Raw genomic sequence first — 14,097 nt, forward strand, 5'->3', positions numbered from 1 at the left:
GCGCGGAAATGCCAAAACACCGCATTTTTGTACAAGCTATTCAACCGTCGCGCACCCATTCTCCGCCGCACCGGCCCTCGTCGCTTACCGGTAGCCCCACCCCTGCACATCGCCCCCTGATCGCGTGAGTTTCCTATATGGAAGAACCGACCTCCTCGAACGACGCGATGCCGATCGGCGAATGGGCGGGGGTTGGCATCGCCGTGGCACCGAACGACGCCGTTACCGCAGCGGTCGATTTGGCGGCGGCGGGTGTATTCACGCACGAACTGTCGCCCGACGGCGCGGTGGGCGGGCTGCGCCACCTCGACCGGGCGGTTGGCGGCGCGGTGATGCGGCTGCGCGGCGATGGCGTGTTCAACGCAGCGCCGGGCGAGATCCTCGCGCTTTCGACGCCGCGTTTGCCCGTGGCGGCCTCCACCATTCTGCTCGTGGGCATGGGCGATCCCGAAAGCTGGTCGCCCGCCATGCTGGAAACAGCGATGAGCGCGGCGACCAATGAAGCGCTGCGGCGCGGTGCGGTCTCTGCCTCGTTCGCGCCGAGCTTGCTCGACAGCGGGATTGCCGTGATCGACGCCGCCGGGGTGGCGATGGCGATGCTGAGAGGGTTGCTCTCGGCGCTCGACGCGTATCCGCGCCGGTTCGATCTCAAGCTGTGGGTCTTCTGCACAGGGGCCGCGCACCTCACCGCGACCCATGCCGCCTTCGCTCGCGCTTATGCCGACCTGGCGCGCGAGATGCCGCCGGGGCGAGCCCCTTGAACAAAGAGACGAGAGCGCCGATCATACCCGCGCTTTTTCACACCGGAACCGTTTGTCTGTCGCCCTCCTCGCCGATCCGCATCCTCGTCGTCGACGACCATCCGTTCCTGCGCGAAGGCGTGCGTGCGGTGGTCGAGACGCAAGCCGACATGCAGGTGGTGGGCGAGGCCGATAGCGGGACCGACGCGATTATCCGGTATCGCGAATTGCTGCCGGACATCGTGTTGATGGACCTGCAAATGCCTGATCTGAGCGGCGACCAGGCGATCGCCGCGATCCGCGAACGCTCGCCCAAGGCCCGCATCATCGTGCTGACCACCTATGCGGGGGACGCCCATGCATTGCGCGCGTTGCGTGCGGGGGCGGCCGGCTATTTGCTGAAGACCAGCTTGCGCAAGGAACTGCTGCAGGCAATCCGGTCGGTGCACGCTGGCGGCAAGCACCTCGACGCCGATGTCGCCACCGACATCGCGCTGCATCTCGTCGCCGATGCGCCGAGCGAGCGCGAAATCAGCGTGCTGTCGCTGGCCGCGCACGGCAATTCCAACAAGCAGATCGCGGCCAAACTCGGCGTATCCGAGGACACCATCAAGGCCCATATGAAAGCGATCTTCGCCAAACTGGGCGCATCGGACCGTACCCACGCGGTGACGATCGCTGCCAAACGCGGCCTGATCGACCTGTAGCGGCAGGCCCCGGGCACCCGCCACCCGAAAGGGGGGCAATCGACATACCCCTTAGGGATTACCACCCCCGCAGCAGCGCCGTACGCTGCCCCCATGCTGCTCCGCGATCCTAGAAGCCTTGATCCTTCCGGCGTTTGCGCGGACGGCCTGTGGTCGTCGAATCCGGCCGAACTGATCGACCATGCGCGCCGCATGATCGAGCATGATCCCTGCGCCGCGCGCCGCTATCTCGACCGGTTGGCGCTGGTGTTTGGCAATGGCAGCCACCGGCCAATCGAAAAACTGCTGGTTCCAGCCCTTCCCGACGAAACCAACGTCGGCACCATGACGCGGGGCGGTCTGGCCCCGTGGCAGTTGCAGCGGGTGAGCGACTATGTCGAGGAACGCCTGGGCGATACGATCGTGCTGGACGGCCTGGCCGGGGTCGTGCGGCTGAGCACCGGCCATTTTTGCCGTGCGTTCAAGGTTACCGTGGGGGAGACCCCGCACGCATTCCTGATCCGCCGCCGCATTCGGCGTGCGCAAACCCTGATGCTGACGACCAAGGACTCGTTGAGCCACATCGCCTGCACCTGCGGGCTCACCGACCAGGCGCATCTCACCCGCCTGTTCCGGCGCATGGTCGGCGACACGCCGCTTTCGTGGCGGCGTACGTGGTCCCACATGTTTGAACGCGGGGAGCTTGGCAGCGCTGCCGCCTGAGGTAGCAAACGATATAACCCCTCCCCCAGAGATCGTCGCGGAAGCGCGATCGGCCCCGGCACGGGGCCACCCCGCGCCCCCCAACGCGCGGCACCGGCACGCACGTGCTTGCAAAGTCCGCGATTGCATTACACCCCTGCCCGGCGATAACCGGCACGGGGCAGCCACGACCGCTGTATTCCTTCAGACGCAGGGTATGACGTTGGAGCGCGCGGACGAGCAAAAACCTGCGGAGGACGCCATCGACACTGCAGCGGCCCGTATTGCTGCGGTAGATTGGGATACGCATCCGCTCGGCCCGCGCGCGCAATGGCCGATCACGCTCAACGCCTGGCTTGCTTATCTGCTGGGCTCGCCGGAATCGATGTATCTGGTGTGGGGGCCGCATCAGACGTTTTTCTTCAACGATGCCTATGCCCCAATCCTCGGCCCGCGCCTCAACACGGCGATGGGCGCGCGGTTCGACCAGCTCTGGGCCGACGCCTACCCCTCAATCGAGCCGATGTTCGAGGCCGCGCTGGCCGGCCGGTCGAGCAAGATGATCGACATGCCCGTGCCCATGGCGCGTTGGGGCACCCCGGAAGAAACGTGGTGGACCTTCTCCTACGCGCCCGTTTTCGGGGATGACGGATCGGTTGCCGGGGTCTTGTGCCTGACCAACGAAACCACCGCGACGGTGCTGCAAACCGAAGCGAAGCGCCAGGCCGACATGGCGCTGGAGGAATCCCAGCGCAGCTTGCAGCGCGCGCAAGAGGCGGGACAAGTCGGCCTGTTCGCCATCGACCTCGGCACGGGCACGCTGACGGGAACCGCAGAATTTTTCAAACTCTTCGGCTTGCAGCCGCTGCCCAGTATTCCGGCGGCGATGATCGACGATCTGGTCGTGCCCGAAGACGCCGCGATCATCGCCAAGGCCACGACGCGACCATCGGAGCGGGCAGACCTCAACGTCGAATATCGCGTCCGCCGGGCCGATACGGGCGAGCTTCGCTGGCTCGAGCGCCGGGCGGAGCTTGAATGCGACGATAGCGGCGCGGCGCTCCGCATGGTCGGCATCGTGCAGGACATTACCGAGCGCCGCCGCGACCGCGATGCGCTGGCGCGGCTCAACGCCACGCTTGAAGCGACGGTGGTGGAGCGCACGCAGGCACTGCTCCTGCACGAAAACATCATCCAATCCGATGCAACCTCCATCTGCGCTTTCGACCAGGACTATCGGCTGATCGCCTTCAACAAGGCGCACAATGACGAGTTCTTCCGCGTCAACGGGTTCTACACCAAGCTTGGCGATGTCTTTTACGAACTGTTCGTTCCCGAACAGCGCGCGAAAATGAAGGACCAAATGACGCGCGCGCTGACGGGCGAATGCTTCACCGTCGAAGAAGCGTTTGGCGACCCCAAGATCGACGCGCCGCGCTGGGAAATCCTCTATTCGCCGCTCCGCGACCCCGAGGGCCGCGTGATTGGCGCGTTCCACCACGCGCGCGACATCAGCGCCCGCCTGCGCGCTAAGGCCGAGCTGGAGGCCGCGCAGGAAGCGCTCCGCCAGTCGCAGAAAATGGAGGCGATGGGCCAGTTGACGGGCGGCGTCGCGCACGACTTCAACAATCTGCTGACGCCGATCATGGGCAGCCTCGACCTCATCCACCGCAAGGCATCGCTGACCGACCGCGAAACGCGGCTGGTCGAAGGGGCTCTGCAATCGGCCGAACGCGCCAAGACGTTGGTGCAACGCTTGCTCGCCTTTGCGCGGCGGCAACCGTTGCAATCCGGCGCAGTCGATCTCGGCGAACTCGTGCGGGGCATGTCGGATTTGGTGGACAGCACGTCGGGGCCGCATATCCGGGTTCGGCTCGATCTGGCCGAGGGCCTTCCGCCCGCGCTGGCCGATGCCAACCAGTTGGAAATGGCGATCCTCAATCTCTGCGTCAACGCCCGCGACGCCATGCCCGACGGCGGAACGATTACGATCGCGGCCAGCGCCGGAATCGCATCGCCCGACGAGACCTCGATCGATCCCGGCTTCGTAACACTGTCGGTGATCGATACGGGCACCGGCATGGACGAGGAGACGCTGCGCCGCGCGGTCGAACCGTTTTATTCGACCAAGGGGATCGGCAAGGGCACGGGCCTTGGCCTGTCGATGGTGCATGGCCTCGCCTCACAGCTTGGCGGATCGATGCACATCTCCAGTGAGGTTGGGCTCGGTACGCGGATCGATCTCGTCCTCCCGATCAGCGCCGCGCCCGACCTCGCCGCATCCCCCATCGAAATCGCGCAGGGCAGCGCCATGCCCGTGATGCGGGGCCGGGCGCTGCTGGTCGATGACGAGCCGGTGGTGCGCATGGCGACCGCCGACATGCTGGAAAATCTCGGCTATGAGACGGTTGAGGTCAGCGCCGCGGCAGAGGCAGAACAGCGCCTGGCGGGCGGTGAGCCGTTCGATCTGGTCGTCACCGATCACTTGATGCCGGGCATGTCGGGGGCCGATCTGGCGTTCGTCATCCGCGAACGCTGGCCGCATATCCCGGTGCTGATCGTGTCCGGCTACGCCGAGGTTGAAGGGATTTCGGCCGATCTTCCCCGGCTGACCAAACCGTTTCGCGAGGCCGAGCTGGCCGAGGCGATCCGCCAGGCCCGACGGCCCTGACGCGCAAAACAAGGACGATGGGCGCTACGCTATGGAGCGCTCAGCGCGTTTCGCGGCGACGGCCGCGATCACGGGTGCCGGGTCGAAGTAAAACGGCTTGATCTCGCAACATTTGCCGTCGCGAAAGCGGAAGACTTCACAGATTTCCGCCGGTGCCAACGCAGGGTCGGCGAAGCGCAGCGAAAGGATCGTGACGGCATGGTCGCGGCCCGCCGTCGTCTCCACGCGCTCCATCGCGACCACGTCCATCATGTCCATCACCTTGAGGAACAGCTCTTTCAAACCGTTGCGCCCCTCATAGCGCCCCGCCATCGGCAATCCGTCCGCCTCGATCGCGACGAAATCGTCGGTCAGCCGCGCGGCGGCGGCCTCCCATTCACCAGCACCGGTCAGCGCATACAGCTCTTCGACAAAGGCGATCATCTGGTCGGGGGTCATCGCGATATCCTCGATCGATCGTGGTCTGGTGACACCATCCACCCTCCCGGCCCCGCAGCGCACCTAGCGAAAAGGCCAGAATGTCCCCGCTGGCGCGAACGACTAGACCGGCTGTCGAAGAGAGCCTCGCCCAACGACGATGCCGGAACATGAGAGGGAATGCCCGCAATGCCCGACCCATCGGCCCCGTCGCTCGCGTCCCACGCGCGCCAGATCGTGCTGCTGCGCCGCCCGACCGGCGTGCCCGAGCAAAGCTGCTTCGGCTATCGCGAGGTGCCAATGCCGACCCCGGCGGACGGGCAGATGCTGGTGCGGATGCGCGTCGCCTCGCTCGATCCGGCGATCCGTGGCTTTCTCGACGATCGCCCCAGCTATTTGCCACCGGTCGCAATCGGTGCGCCGGTCGCGGGCATGTCGCTGGGCGAGATCGTCATGTCGTGCCATGCCGACTGGCCGGTCGGAACGCTGGTCCGCGTGCTCGGCACCTGGTCGGATCATTTTCTCATCACCCCCGATGCGCTGGGGCTGGAACGTGTCGTGCCCGCCGACACGGTGCCGCTGCGCGCCTATATGGGCGCACTCGGCCCGGTCGGCCTCACCGCCTGGGTCGGGCTGTTCGCGGTGGCCGCAGCCACCGCAGGCGACACCGTCCTGGTCAGCGCCGCCGCCGGGGCGACCGGCAGTACCGTGGTCCAGCTTGCCAAGGCCGCCGGATGCCGGGTCGTCGGCATTGCTGGCGGCGCGGATAAGGTCGCCTTGGTCCGCGCGCTCGGTGCGGATGCCGTGATCGATCACCGCGCCTGCGCCGATCTTGGCGCGGCGCTTGATGCCGCAGCGCCGCAGGGGTTCCACGTCTATTTCGACAATATCGGCGGCCCCACGCTCGACGCGGTGTTGCCGCGCATGCGCGAACAGGGCCGCATCGCGGTCTGCGGCATGATCGCCCAATATAATGATGCGGACCATCCCCACGGCGTCACCACGCTGTGGCAATTGGTGGTGAAACGCCTGAAGATGCAGGGCTTCCTGACCTATGATTATGCCGATCGCCTGAGCGAGGCGCAGGCCATGCTCGACCGGCTACACACACAGGGCCAGTTGCGGCTGATCGAAACCGTGCAGCATGGCTTCGACAGCTTGCCGCGTGCCTTCATCGCCTTGATGCAGGGGCAGACCATGGGCAAGACGCTGGTCGATCTCGATTGCGCGGCAGAATGCTAGCGCACAAACCGACGATCGAGCGACGTGGGAAAGGAAGACACTGCGTGACCGAGACGAGCTGGCACCAACTGGGCACGGCGGACGATATCGAAGACGGTGCCATCCGCGTCCATGTCGTGGGCGGCTGGCACATTCTGCTGGCGCGCTCGGACGGCGAGTTGGTGGCGGTCAACGATCGCTGCACCCACGCGGCGGCGCGCTTGTCGGCCGGGCGCATCCGGCGCGGCGCGCTGATGTGCCCGCTGCACGGCGCGCGCTTCGATCTGGCCGATGGCCGCTGCATCGGCGGTGCCTACCCAGCCTTGCGCCGGTTCGAGCTGCGCGTGGTCGACGGCATGGTGGAGGTCGCGGTGCCACAGACCCCACCGGCGATGGACGAAACCCCGGTCGGCCCCTGACGCCCACGCCTGTCCAATCGGCTAGGCGTTGGCGGGCCGCGATGGCGCTATGCTCCCCAAAAGACCATAATCTGGGAGAGCGACGATGCCCTTTACCGGCCCTGCCGAAGATCGCCTGGCGCTGCGCGAATTGCTCGAAACCTATGCCGATGCGGTCACGCGCTGCGACGCGGAGGCATGGGGCGCGACCTGGGCTGAGGATGGCGAATGGTCGCTTCCCGATTATCCCGACATCGGCACCACGCGCGGACGCGATGCGATCGTCGCGATGTGGGTCGAGGCGATGAAACACTATCCCGGTATCATGTTCGAAGCCTGGCCCGGCAGCATTGAGGTGACCGGCGATACGGCGGTGCTGCGCTCCTACACGGCCGAAGTCTATGATTGGCCCGACGGCGTCCACCGTGACCGGGGCCGCTATGACGACGCGTGCGTCAAGATCGACGGCCAATGGTTTTTCCAACGCCGCACCTTCCGCAATATCCACCGCCAGATCGGCGAGAAGGGCCTGTGAGCATCGCGCGCCGACGCGCGCCAAACCTGCGGAGCGCGCGCTGATGCCGGTCATCCACTATCACGCGCCGTTGCGCGCGCTGGTCGCGGTGCGCGGCCATCCGTTCGATCGCAGCGCGTTCGACGCAATGTTCCAGGCGATGCCCGGCATCTCCGCGACGATGGTCGATCAACCGGCCGCAGCCCTGTTGATGAACCCGGACGGGATGCGCGATTTCGACGCTCTGGTGCTGTACGATATGCCGGGGCTGGATTTCGACGCCGACCCCCGCCCCGGTATCATCGCTCCCTCGTCTGCGCTGCAAGTCGGCTTCCGCGCGCTGCTGGAGCAGGGCAAGGGCGTGGTCGCGCTGCACCACGCGCTGGCCGGCTGGCCCGACTGGAGCGAATACCATGACTGGCTGGGCGGGCAGTTCCTCTATCGCCCGGCAACAGTGCGGGGACGCGCCTGCCGCGACAGTGGCTATCGCCACGACGTTTCCTATACCGCGACGACCTGCCCCCATCCGGTCACCGAAGGCGTCGCCCACCGCTTCGCGCTCACCGACGAACTCTACCTCGCCGAGGTGTTCGAGGACGATGTAGAGCCGCTTCTGATCAGCGACGCCAGCACGCACCGCGACGCCTATTGGTCCGCCGCGCAGGCGATGGAGGGGCGGATGTTCGCCAATGATGGCTGGGATCACCCACCCGGATCGCACCTGATCGGCTGGACCAAGAGGGCCATCAACAGCCGCCTGGTTTACCTTCAGCCGGGCGATGGCCCGTCAGCCTATGACAGCCCGAACTATCGTCGGCTGGTCGAAAACGCACTGCGCTGGGTCGCGGCACCCGCCGCGTAAGGCGGCGGGCGGATCAGCGCGCGGTCATGCCGCCATCGACCACGAATTCCGCGCCCGTAATGTAGCGCGATTCATCCGATGCCAGAAACAGGTTCATGTTGGCGATATCCTCGGGCTCGCCCATGCGGACCATCGGGATCAACGCCATCACCGCATCGAAGTTCGCGGCATTATCTTCCAGCGCGACGCCCTGAATGTTGGTGGCGATCATACCCGGATGCACGCTGTTACAGCGCACGCCATCGGCGGCCCCCTCCAGCGCGACCACCTTGGAAAACAGGCGGACTCCGCCTTTGGAGGCGGCATAGGATCCACATCCCGGAACGCCGATCAGCCCGGCCACCGACGAGATGTTGATGATCGATCCACCGCGCGCCGTGCCGCCGTCCCCGGGCCTCCGCATCATCACCAGGGCGCGCTTCGACCCGTGGAAGACGCTGTTGAGATTGACATCGTTCTGGCGGAGAAAATCCGCGGCGGTCACGTCCTCCAACGGCCCCAACACCGCGATGCCGGCATTGTTGACCAGAATGTCCAGCCGTCCCTCCGCCGCATCGATCGCGGCCAGCACGCGGTCCCAATCGGCTTCGCTGGTAACATCATGCTCCAGCGCGGTCGCCCGGCCGCCAGCGGCGGTGATCTGCGCCGCCACCGCCTGCGCACCGGCGAGATCGCGATCGGTGAGATAGACGGTCGCCCCTTCCTGCGCGAAACGGATTGCCGTTGCACTGCCAAGCCCCGGAACCGAAGCGCCCCCGGTGACCAACGCTACCTTGCCTGCCAGACGTGCCATAGATCGCCTCCGTTTCCGTAAAAAAGCGGGGTGGCGGGCGTAATGCCCGCCACCCCGAACGCACTTGGGGTTAGAATTTGACGCCGACCGTCACGCCATAAGTGCGTGGCTCCAGGGCCGACGCGAACGACCACAGACCCGCGACGGTAAAGGCCGCCGTGGTGGTGCGAATGTCGGCCAGGTTGCGGGCGAACACGCGCACATAAGCGTCGGTCTTCTGCAGCTTGAAGTTGAGCGTCATGCTGGCGTCGAGCAGATCCTGCGTCGCCGTGCGGACCCGCGCATCGTTGCCATTGACGATCACCGACGTCACTGTGTTCCCGGTCTTGACCGCCGTCAGCGTTCCAAGCGAGATCTGTTCGTCATACGGCGCGATGTGGCGCAGCCCGAGCGTGGTGACGACACTGCCGAAGCGCGTTGGCACCTTATATTCGGCGTCGATCGACCCCGAAAAATCCGGGGCGTAGATCAGATTGTTCGCCGAATAATCAAACGGCACGATCGCGCCATTATAGACGTTGCCCACCACGAAATTGCGGAAATGCGATCCCATGATCGAGGCGGTCGCGGTGATCCGAAGGCTCTTCAGCGGGCGCAGCGTCGCGTCCATCTCGATGCCCCGGATCGTGGCACCGCCGACATTGCTGGTGATCGTCTGGTTGCCGGTCGGGCCGCCCGGGATCGTCGTATTCTGCTGCATGTTCTTATAGTCGGAGATGAAGCCCGCGACGTTGATCTGCAGCTTGCGCTGCAACAGATCGAGCTTGGCCCCGATTTCGTAGGAATCGACGGTCTCCGGGCCGAACGGCGTCCCCGCCGTCGCGGCCGTCGCCGCACGCGGGCTGAAGCCGCCCGAACGATAGCCCCGCGACCAGCTGCCATACAGCATCAGGTCGGAGTTGGGCCGCCAGTCGACCCCGACCTTGGGCGTGAATTTCGAGAAATTGACATTGCCCGAGCCGACCAGCCCGGTGGTGGCAAAGCTGTTGCGCAGTTGCTTGTTATCGTGGCTCCAGCGTCCGCCGAAGGACAAGCGCCACTTGCTCGCAAATGCCCAGTTGAAGTCGCCAAAGCCGGCATAGCTTTCGGTCTTGCCATAGACGCTTTGCGCATTCGTATCGAACGTGCAGGGCGGCGTAGTCGGGCTGAAGCCGAACACGCGCGAGCATTGCGTCAGGTCATAGTTGGACGTGAAGTAATAGACCCCTACGACATAATCCAAGCTGCTCAGGATCTTGCCAGCAGCGCGGAACTCCTGGCTGACCTGCGTGTAGCGCTGCCGCCGGTCGACATAATAGAGATCGGTCGAGGAGCCGTCGAAATCCTGCGTCTGGCTCTCGCGCGCATGCCGCCAGCCGGTGATCGACGTCAGCATCGTGCCGCCAAGATTGTAGTTCATTTCGAGTGTCGCGGCGGGGGCGTTGTAATGGCTCTCCGCAGGCTGGCCGAAGGTGGTGTACAGATCGCCCCTGGTATTGCGATTGCACTCGCGCGCCGGTTCGAAACCGCAAAACACGTCGCTCGAATTCGCGATATTGGCGACGACGGGGTCAAATTTCTGGCTGACCTTCTCCAGCGTCAGGATCGCGTCGAAGCCCGATCCGACCGGCTGGAAGCGCAGCGCTGCACCGTAATTGTCGCCCTTGCTCCAGCCGTTCGACGCGTTGGTGGTCGCATTGTGATAGAAACCGTCGGTTTCATTGTGGAAATACCAGAATTTGGCACCGAGCGATCCGCCATTGCCGACATTGACCACCGCCTTGGTGTTCCAGCTGTTCCAGCGGCCATAGGTCGCCTCGAACTTGGCGCTGTTGCTCATCGTCGGCTTGGTGCGCCGGATGTTGATGACACCGCCAATCGTGTTCGCACCGAACAGCGTGCCCTGCGGGCCGCGCAGCACTTCGATCTGCTCGATATCGAAGGCGTCCTGCAACTGCCCGGTGCTGGTGCCGATCGTCACGCCGTCCACCACGACCCCCACCGTCGGCGTCTGCGATTTCTCGACATCGGCATACGTCAGCCCGCGAATCGACAGGTTTGCCGCCTGCGCGCCCGAATTCTGTTGCGTGATCAACAAGCCCGGTGCCGCGCCCGACAGATCGGCGATGCTCACCGATGCCTTGTTTTCCAGCATCGCCGCGCTGACGGCGGTGATCGCCACCGGCGTGGTCTGCAAGGTTTCGGAGCGGCGGCGCGCCGTCACGATGATTTCGTTGCCATCGCCAACCGTTTTGGTCGCAGGATCCTCCTGCCCGGCGATCGGCTGTGGCGCGGTCTGCGCCATTGCCATGGTCGGAAAGAATTGCATCCCCGTTCCTGCAAGCAGAACGAGAATCGCGCGTTTCGAAGCGCCACCCTTCATCGGAAAACCTCCCCTACTAGCGAGAGGGATTGCTTCCCTCTTCTTGCATACAACCTATGCCCGTGGGGCCCAAAGAACCTACTGCAACAAATCATAGGTGCAGGATCAGCCGATTGTGCCACCCTTTGGGCCAAGGGAGAGCACCGCGTGAACCAACCAGAAAACCGCAGATTTCTGCTGATCCGACGCCCTCATGGGACGCCGCAGCCGGAGGATTTCCGGCTTGAGACCAAAGCGATACCAACTGCGCCCGAAGGCGGCATGGTGATCCGCAACCACTTCATTTCGCTGGATCCCGCACAGCGCGGCTGGATGGACGACGCGCCCAGCTACATGCCGCCGATCACGCTGGGCGAGCCGGTCCGCGCGACCACCGTCGGCATCGTCCACGAATCGCGCCTGCCCGGTTTTGTCCCCGGCCAATGGGTGCTGGGGCTGAACGCGATCGAGGACTATTCGGTCGTCCTGCCCGGCGGCTTCACCAGCGCGATCGACATCGCGATCGTGGATCGACCGTCGCGCTATCTTTCCGCCGTGGGTGCCGTGGGCATGACCGCGTATTTCGGTCTGCTCGAAGCCGGACAAGCGCGGGCGGGCGAAACGCTGGTCGTCACCGGGGCGGCAGGTGCCGTCGGATCGATGGTCGGCCAGATCGGCAAGATCCAGGGCATGCGCGTGATCGGCATCGCCGGCGGCCCCGAGAAATGTCGCCGCCTGATCGAGGATTACGGCTTCGACGCAGCGATCGACTATAAGGGCAAATCGGTCGCCGCGCTCTCCGCCGACATCGCGACGGCGGCCCCCGGCGGCGTCGATGTCCTGTTCGAAAATGTCGGCGGCGACGTGATGGATGCGGTGCTGCTCAACCTGGCGCTGCACGCGCGTATCGTGCTGTGCGGCCTGATCAGCGAATATAACGCCCCCGACAAGGTCGGCATCCGCAATCTGTGGCAGATCATCGTCAAGCAGGCGACAATCCACGGCTTTCTGATCGCAGGCTATGTCGATCGCTTTGCCGAGGGCGGCGCGCAGGTGGCGCAGTGGATCGGCGAAGGGCGGCTGCGCGTCGATGAGGACATCCAGCACGGCATCGAGCACAGCTATGACGCCTTCATGCGCCTGTTCAGCGGTGCCAACACCGGCAAGCTCGTGTTGCAAATCGCATGACGACGCCGTGTCTGTACGGACGGCGCGGCATCGTCACCGGGGCTGCGTCCGGCATCGGCGCGGCCGCCACCCGCCGCCTCCGCGCCGATGGTGCGGAGGTGTTGACCGCCGATCTTACCGGCGACGTCGACCTGCTGCTCGATGTGACCGACCCGGACTCGGCTCGGCAACTGGTCGAGCAGGCAGTCGCGCGCTGGGGCGGGCTCGATTTCGTCGTGCCCTGCGCCGGGATCAGCGCCTTCTGCCCGATCGAAGGGCATGACGAGGCCTATTTCGAGCGCGTCCTTGCGGTCAACGTGACTGCGGTGTTCCGCCTGCTGCGCGAAGCGATCGGCCCGCTCAAGCGCAGCACGGCCGGGCGGATCGTCACGATCGGATCGATCGCCTCGGCCTTTGGCGACGCCGGGCTGGTCGCCTATGCGACATCCAAGCACGCCGTGCTCGGCATGACCCGCGCACTGGCGGGCGAACTCGGGGCGGCGGGCGTCACCGCCAATTGCGTCATGCCGGGCGCGATCGACACGCCGATGACCGCCCCCGCCTTCACCACCATGCCCGAGTACCGCGTCCACTGGGAAAACAAGGCCGCGCTCGGCCGCCTGGGCCAGCCCGAGGACATTGCCGACGTCATCGCCTTCCTGATCAGCGACGATGCCCGATTCATCACCGGTCAGGGCCTGTTGGTCGATGGCGGCGCGATGACCCGCATGTAGGTCGTCGCCCCGCCATCCCCCGTGCTAGAATTGCACGCGCTTGGTGTACCCGCCATCGATCACGACATTGGTGCCGGTGGTGAAGGACGATGCCGGGCTCGCCAGAAACACCACCGTCGGCGCCACTTCCTCGGGGCCACCCCAGCGGCCCAAAGCGAACTGCGCCTCGGTGCTGTCATGCAATTCGGGCATCGCGCCCTGGATCGCCTCCCAATTGCCTCCGGGAAATTTGATCGGGCCGGGCGACACGCAATTCACGCGAATGCCCTTGGGGCCAAGCGCCTGGCTGAGCTGCCCGGCATAGACGATCAGTGCCCCCTTTAACGCATTATAGCCTTGCGGCACGATGAAGGTCTCCAGCCCCGCCGTGCTCGCCAACAGGACGATGCTGCCGCTGCCCGATGCGGCAAGCGCCTCTTCCAGCACCTCCACCCCGATCACCGCGCCCAGAATGTCGTAATCGAGGCTCTTGTGCCAATCGCCAGTGGCCCCGGCACCGCTGGTCGAAATCATCGGCACGAAGATGTCGCACCCGCCAAGCTGGTCGGCCGCCGCGCGCAGCCATGCGCGATACGCATCATGGCCGCTTTCCATGTCAAAGGCGTCCCCGAATACCTTGCCGCCGTGGCGGGCGATCGCGGCGGCGGCTTCCGCCACCTGATCGGCATTGCGCGAGCAAAAGGCGATATCCGCGCCTTCGGCTGCGAACAGCTCTACCGTCGCCCGGCCAATGCCCCGGCTGCCGCCGGTCAGAATCACCTTCTTGCCCTTGAGCCCCAGGTCCATGCTTGCATCCTCTTCCCGCTGATCGTGTCTTTGGTTTGCCGTAGAGCGATGCTTGCGCGCAGACT

General features: G+C 65.2%; 14 protein-coding genes. 10 read left to right on the forward strand and 4 right to left on the reverse strand.

The annotated features are described in order from the left end of the window. Positions 1-137 precede the first annotated feature (137 nt). The 4 genes from ON00_RS04905 to ON00_RS04920 all read left to right on the forward strand — a co-directional run bounded on the left by ON00_RS04905 (position 138) and on the right by ON00_RS04920 (position 4,799). Positions 138-761: a M17 family peptidase N-terminal domain-containing protein gene (locus ON00_RS04905; RefSeq protein ID WP_010403628.1), complete on the forward strand. Its 624-nt coding sequence runs from the start codon at positions 138-140 to the stop codon at positions 759-761. Positions 762-817: 56 nt separating this feature from the next. Continuing rightward, positions 818-1,447 carry a response regulator transcription factor gene (locus tag ON00_RS04910; RefSeq protein ID WP_029622444.1) on the forward strand — a complete coding sequence of 210 codons (630 nt, stop codon included), beginning with the start codon at positions 818-820 and terminating at the stop codon, positions 1,445-1,447. Between the two features lie 93 nt (positions 1,448-1,540). Then, positions 1,541-2,149 (forward strand): helix-turn-helix domain-containing protein, encoded by a 609-nt coding sequence (locus ON00_RS19780; RefSeq protein WP_010403633.1) that lies wholly within the window; start codon positions 1,541-1,543, stop codon positions 2,147-2,149. A gap of 196 nt (positions 2,150-2,345) precedes the next feature. Continuing rightward, the gene (locus tag ON00_RS04920) at positions 2,346-4,799 is read left to right on the forward strand and encodes a PAS domain-containing protein (RefSeq protein WP_010403634.1); all 2,454 of its coding nucleotides are present in this window, start codon (positions 2,346-2,348) and stop codon (positions 4,797-4,799) included. Positions 4,800-4,823: 24 nt separating this feature from the next. Here ON00_RS04920 and ON00_RS04925 read toward each other — a convergent pair whose 3' ends face one another. Then, positions 4,824-5,237 (reverse strand): nuclear transport factor 2 family protein, encoded by a 414-nt coding sequence (locus ON00_RS04925; RefSeq protein WP_010403635.1) that lies wholly within the window; start codon positions 5,235-5,237, stop codon positions 4,824-4,826. Between the two features lie 168 nt (positions 5,238-5,405). Here ON00_RS04925 and ON00_RS04930 point away from each other — a divergent pair, with 168 nt between their 5' ends. The 4 genes from ON00_RS04930 to ON00_RS04945 all read left to right on the forward strand — a co-directional run bounded on the left by ON00_RS04930 (position 5,406) and on the right by ON00_RS04945 (position 8,211). After that, positions 5,406-6,458, forward strand: a complete 1,053-nt coding sequence (locus ON00_RS04930; protein WP_154651277.1) for an NADP-dependent oxidoreductase — start codon at positions 5,406-5,408, stop codon at positions 6,456-6,458. A gap of 44 nt (positions 6,459-6,502) precedes the next feature. Further along, on the forward strand, positions 6,503-6,856 hold the full coding sequence (locus ON00_RS04935) for a Rieske (2Fe-2S) protein (protein WP_010403637.1): 354 nt from the start codon (positions 6,503-6,505) through the stop codon (positions 6,854-6,856). Positions 6,857-6,941: 85 nt separating this feature from the next. Continuing rightward, a complete protein-coding gene (locus tag ON00_RS04940; RefSeq protein ID WP_010403638.1) occupies positions 6,942-7,370 on the forward strand; it encodes a nuclear transport factor 2 family protein in 429 nt (142 codons plus the stop codon). Positions 7,371-7,413: 43 nt separating this feature from the next. Further along, positions 7,414-8,211 carry a ThuA domain-containing protein gene (locus ON00_RS04945; protein ID WP_010403639.1) on the forward strand — a complete coding sequence of 266 codons (798 nt, stop codon included), beginning with the start codon at positions 7,414-7,416 and terminating at the stop codon, positions 8,209-8,211. A gap of 13 nt (positions 8,212-8,224) precedes the next feature. Here the strand turns inward: ON00_RS04945 and ON00_RS04950 are convergent, their stop codons facing one another. Continuing rightward, a complete protein-coding gene (locus ON00_RS04950; RefSeq protein ID WP_010403640.1) occupies positions 8,225-9,004 on the reverse strand; it encodes an SDR family NAD(P)-dependent oxidoreductase in 780 nt (259 codons plus the stop codon). Between the two features lie 70 nt (positions 9,005-9,074). Next, positions 9,075-11,312, reverse strand: coding sequence for a TonB-dependent receptor (locus tag ON00_RS04955; RefSeq protein ID WP_281047981.1), 2,238 nt, complete (start codon positions 11,310-11,312; stop codon positions 9,075-9,077). Positions 11,313-11,513: 201 nt separating this feature from the next. On the opposite strand from ON00_RS04955, the gene ON00_RS04960 reads away from it, so the two are divergent. Together ON00_RS04960 and ON00_RS04965 are read left to right on the forward strand one after the other, a co-directional pair. Next, positions 11,514-12,533, forward strand: coding sequence for an NADP-dependent oxidoreductase (locus ON00_RS04960; RefSeq protein ID WP_010403645.1), 1,020 nt, complete (start codon positions 11,514-11,516; stop codon positions 12,531-12,533). Further along, positions 12,530-13,246 (forward strand): SDR family NAD(P)-dependent oxidoreductase, encoded by a 717-nt coding sequence (locus ON00_RS04965; RefSeq protein ID WP_010403646.1) that lies wholly within the window; start codon positions 12,530-12,532, stop codon positions 13,244-13,246. The genes ON00_RS04960 and ON00_RS04965 overlap by 4 nt, the downstream gene beginning before the upstream one ends. Positions 13,247-13,270: 24 nt before the next feature. Here the strand turns inward: ON00_RS04965 and ON00_RS04970 are convergent, their stop codons facing one another. After that, entirely contained in the window at positions 13,271-14,032 is a 762-nt protein-coding gene (locus ON00_RS04970; protein WP_010403647.1) for an SDR family NAD(P)-dependent oxidoreductase, read from the reverse strand. Positions 14,033-14,097 lie beyond the last annotated feature (65 nt).

The organism is Sphingomonas echinoides ATCC 14820 (assembly GCF_000241465.1).
GTDB lineage: Bacteria > Pseudomonadota > Alphaproteobacteria > Sphingomonadales > Sphingomonadaceae > Sphingomonas > Sphingomonas echinoides.

What these genes read in the sequence shown, in the direction of transcription:
- ON00_RS04905 (WP_010403628.1), top strand. Translation starts at nt 138, where the DNA reads ATGGAAGAACCGACCTCCTCGAACGACGCGATGCCGATCGGCGAATGG.
- ON00_RS19780 (WP_010403633.1), top strand. Translation starts at nt 1,541, where the DNA reads ATGCTGCTCCGCGATCCTAGAAGCCTTGATCCTTCCGGCGTTTGCGCG.
- ON00_RS04920 (WP_010403634.1), top strand. Translation starts at nt 2,346, where the DNA reads ATGACGTTGGAGCGCGCGGACGAGCAAAAACCTGCGGAGGACGCCATC.
- ON00_RS04925 (WP_010403635.1), bottom strand. Translation starts at nt 5,237, where the DNA reads ATGACCCCCGACCAGATGATCGCCTTTGTCGAAGAGCTGTATGCGCTG.
- ON00_RS04930 (WP_154651277.1), top strand. Translation starts at nt 5,406, where the DNA reads ATGCCCGACCCATCGGCCCCGTCGCTCGCGTCCCACGCGCGCCAGATC.
- ON00_RS04940 (WP_010403638.1), top strand. Translation starts at nt 6,942, where the DNA reads ATGCCCTTTACCGGCCCTGCCGAAGATCGCCTGGCGCTGCGCGAATTG.
- ON00_RS04945 (WP_010403639.1), top strand. Translation starts at nt 7,414, where the DNA reads ATGCCGGTCATCCACTATCACGCGCCGTTGCGCGCGCTGGTCGCGGTG.
- ON00_RS04950 (WP_010403640.1), bottom strand. Translation starts at nt 9,004, where the DNA reads ATGGCACGTCTGGCAGGCAAGGTAGCGTTGGTCACCGGGGGCGCTTCG.
- ON00_RS04955 (WP_281047981.1), bottom strand. Translation starts at nt 11,312, where the DNA reads ATGCAATTCTTTCCGACCATGGCAATGGCGCAGACCGCGCCACAGCCG.
- ON00_RS04965 (WP_010403646.1), top strand. Translation starts at nt 12,530, where the DNA reads ATGACGACGCCGTGTCTGTACGGACGGCGCGGCATCGTCACCGGGGCT.
- ON00_RS04970 (WP_010403647.1), bottom strand. Translation starts at nt 14,032, where the DNA reads ATGGACCTGGGGCTCAAGGGCAAGAAGGTGATTCTGACCGGCGGCAGC.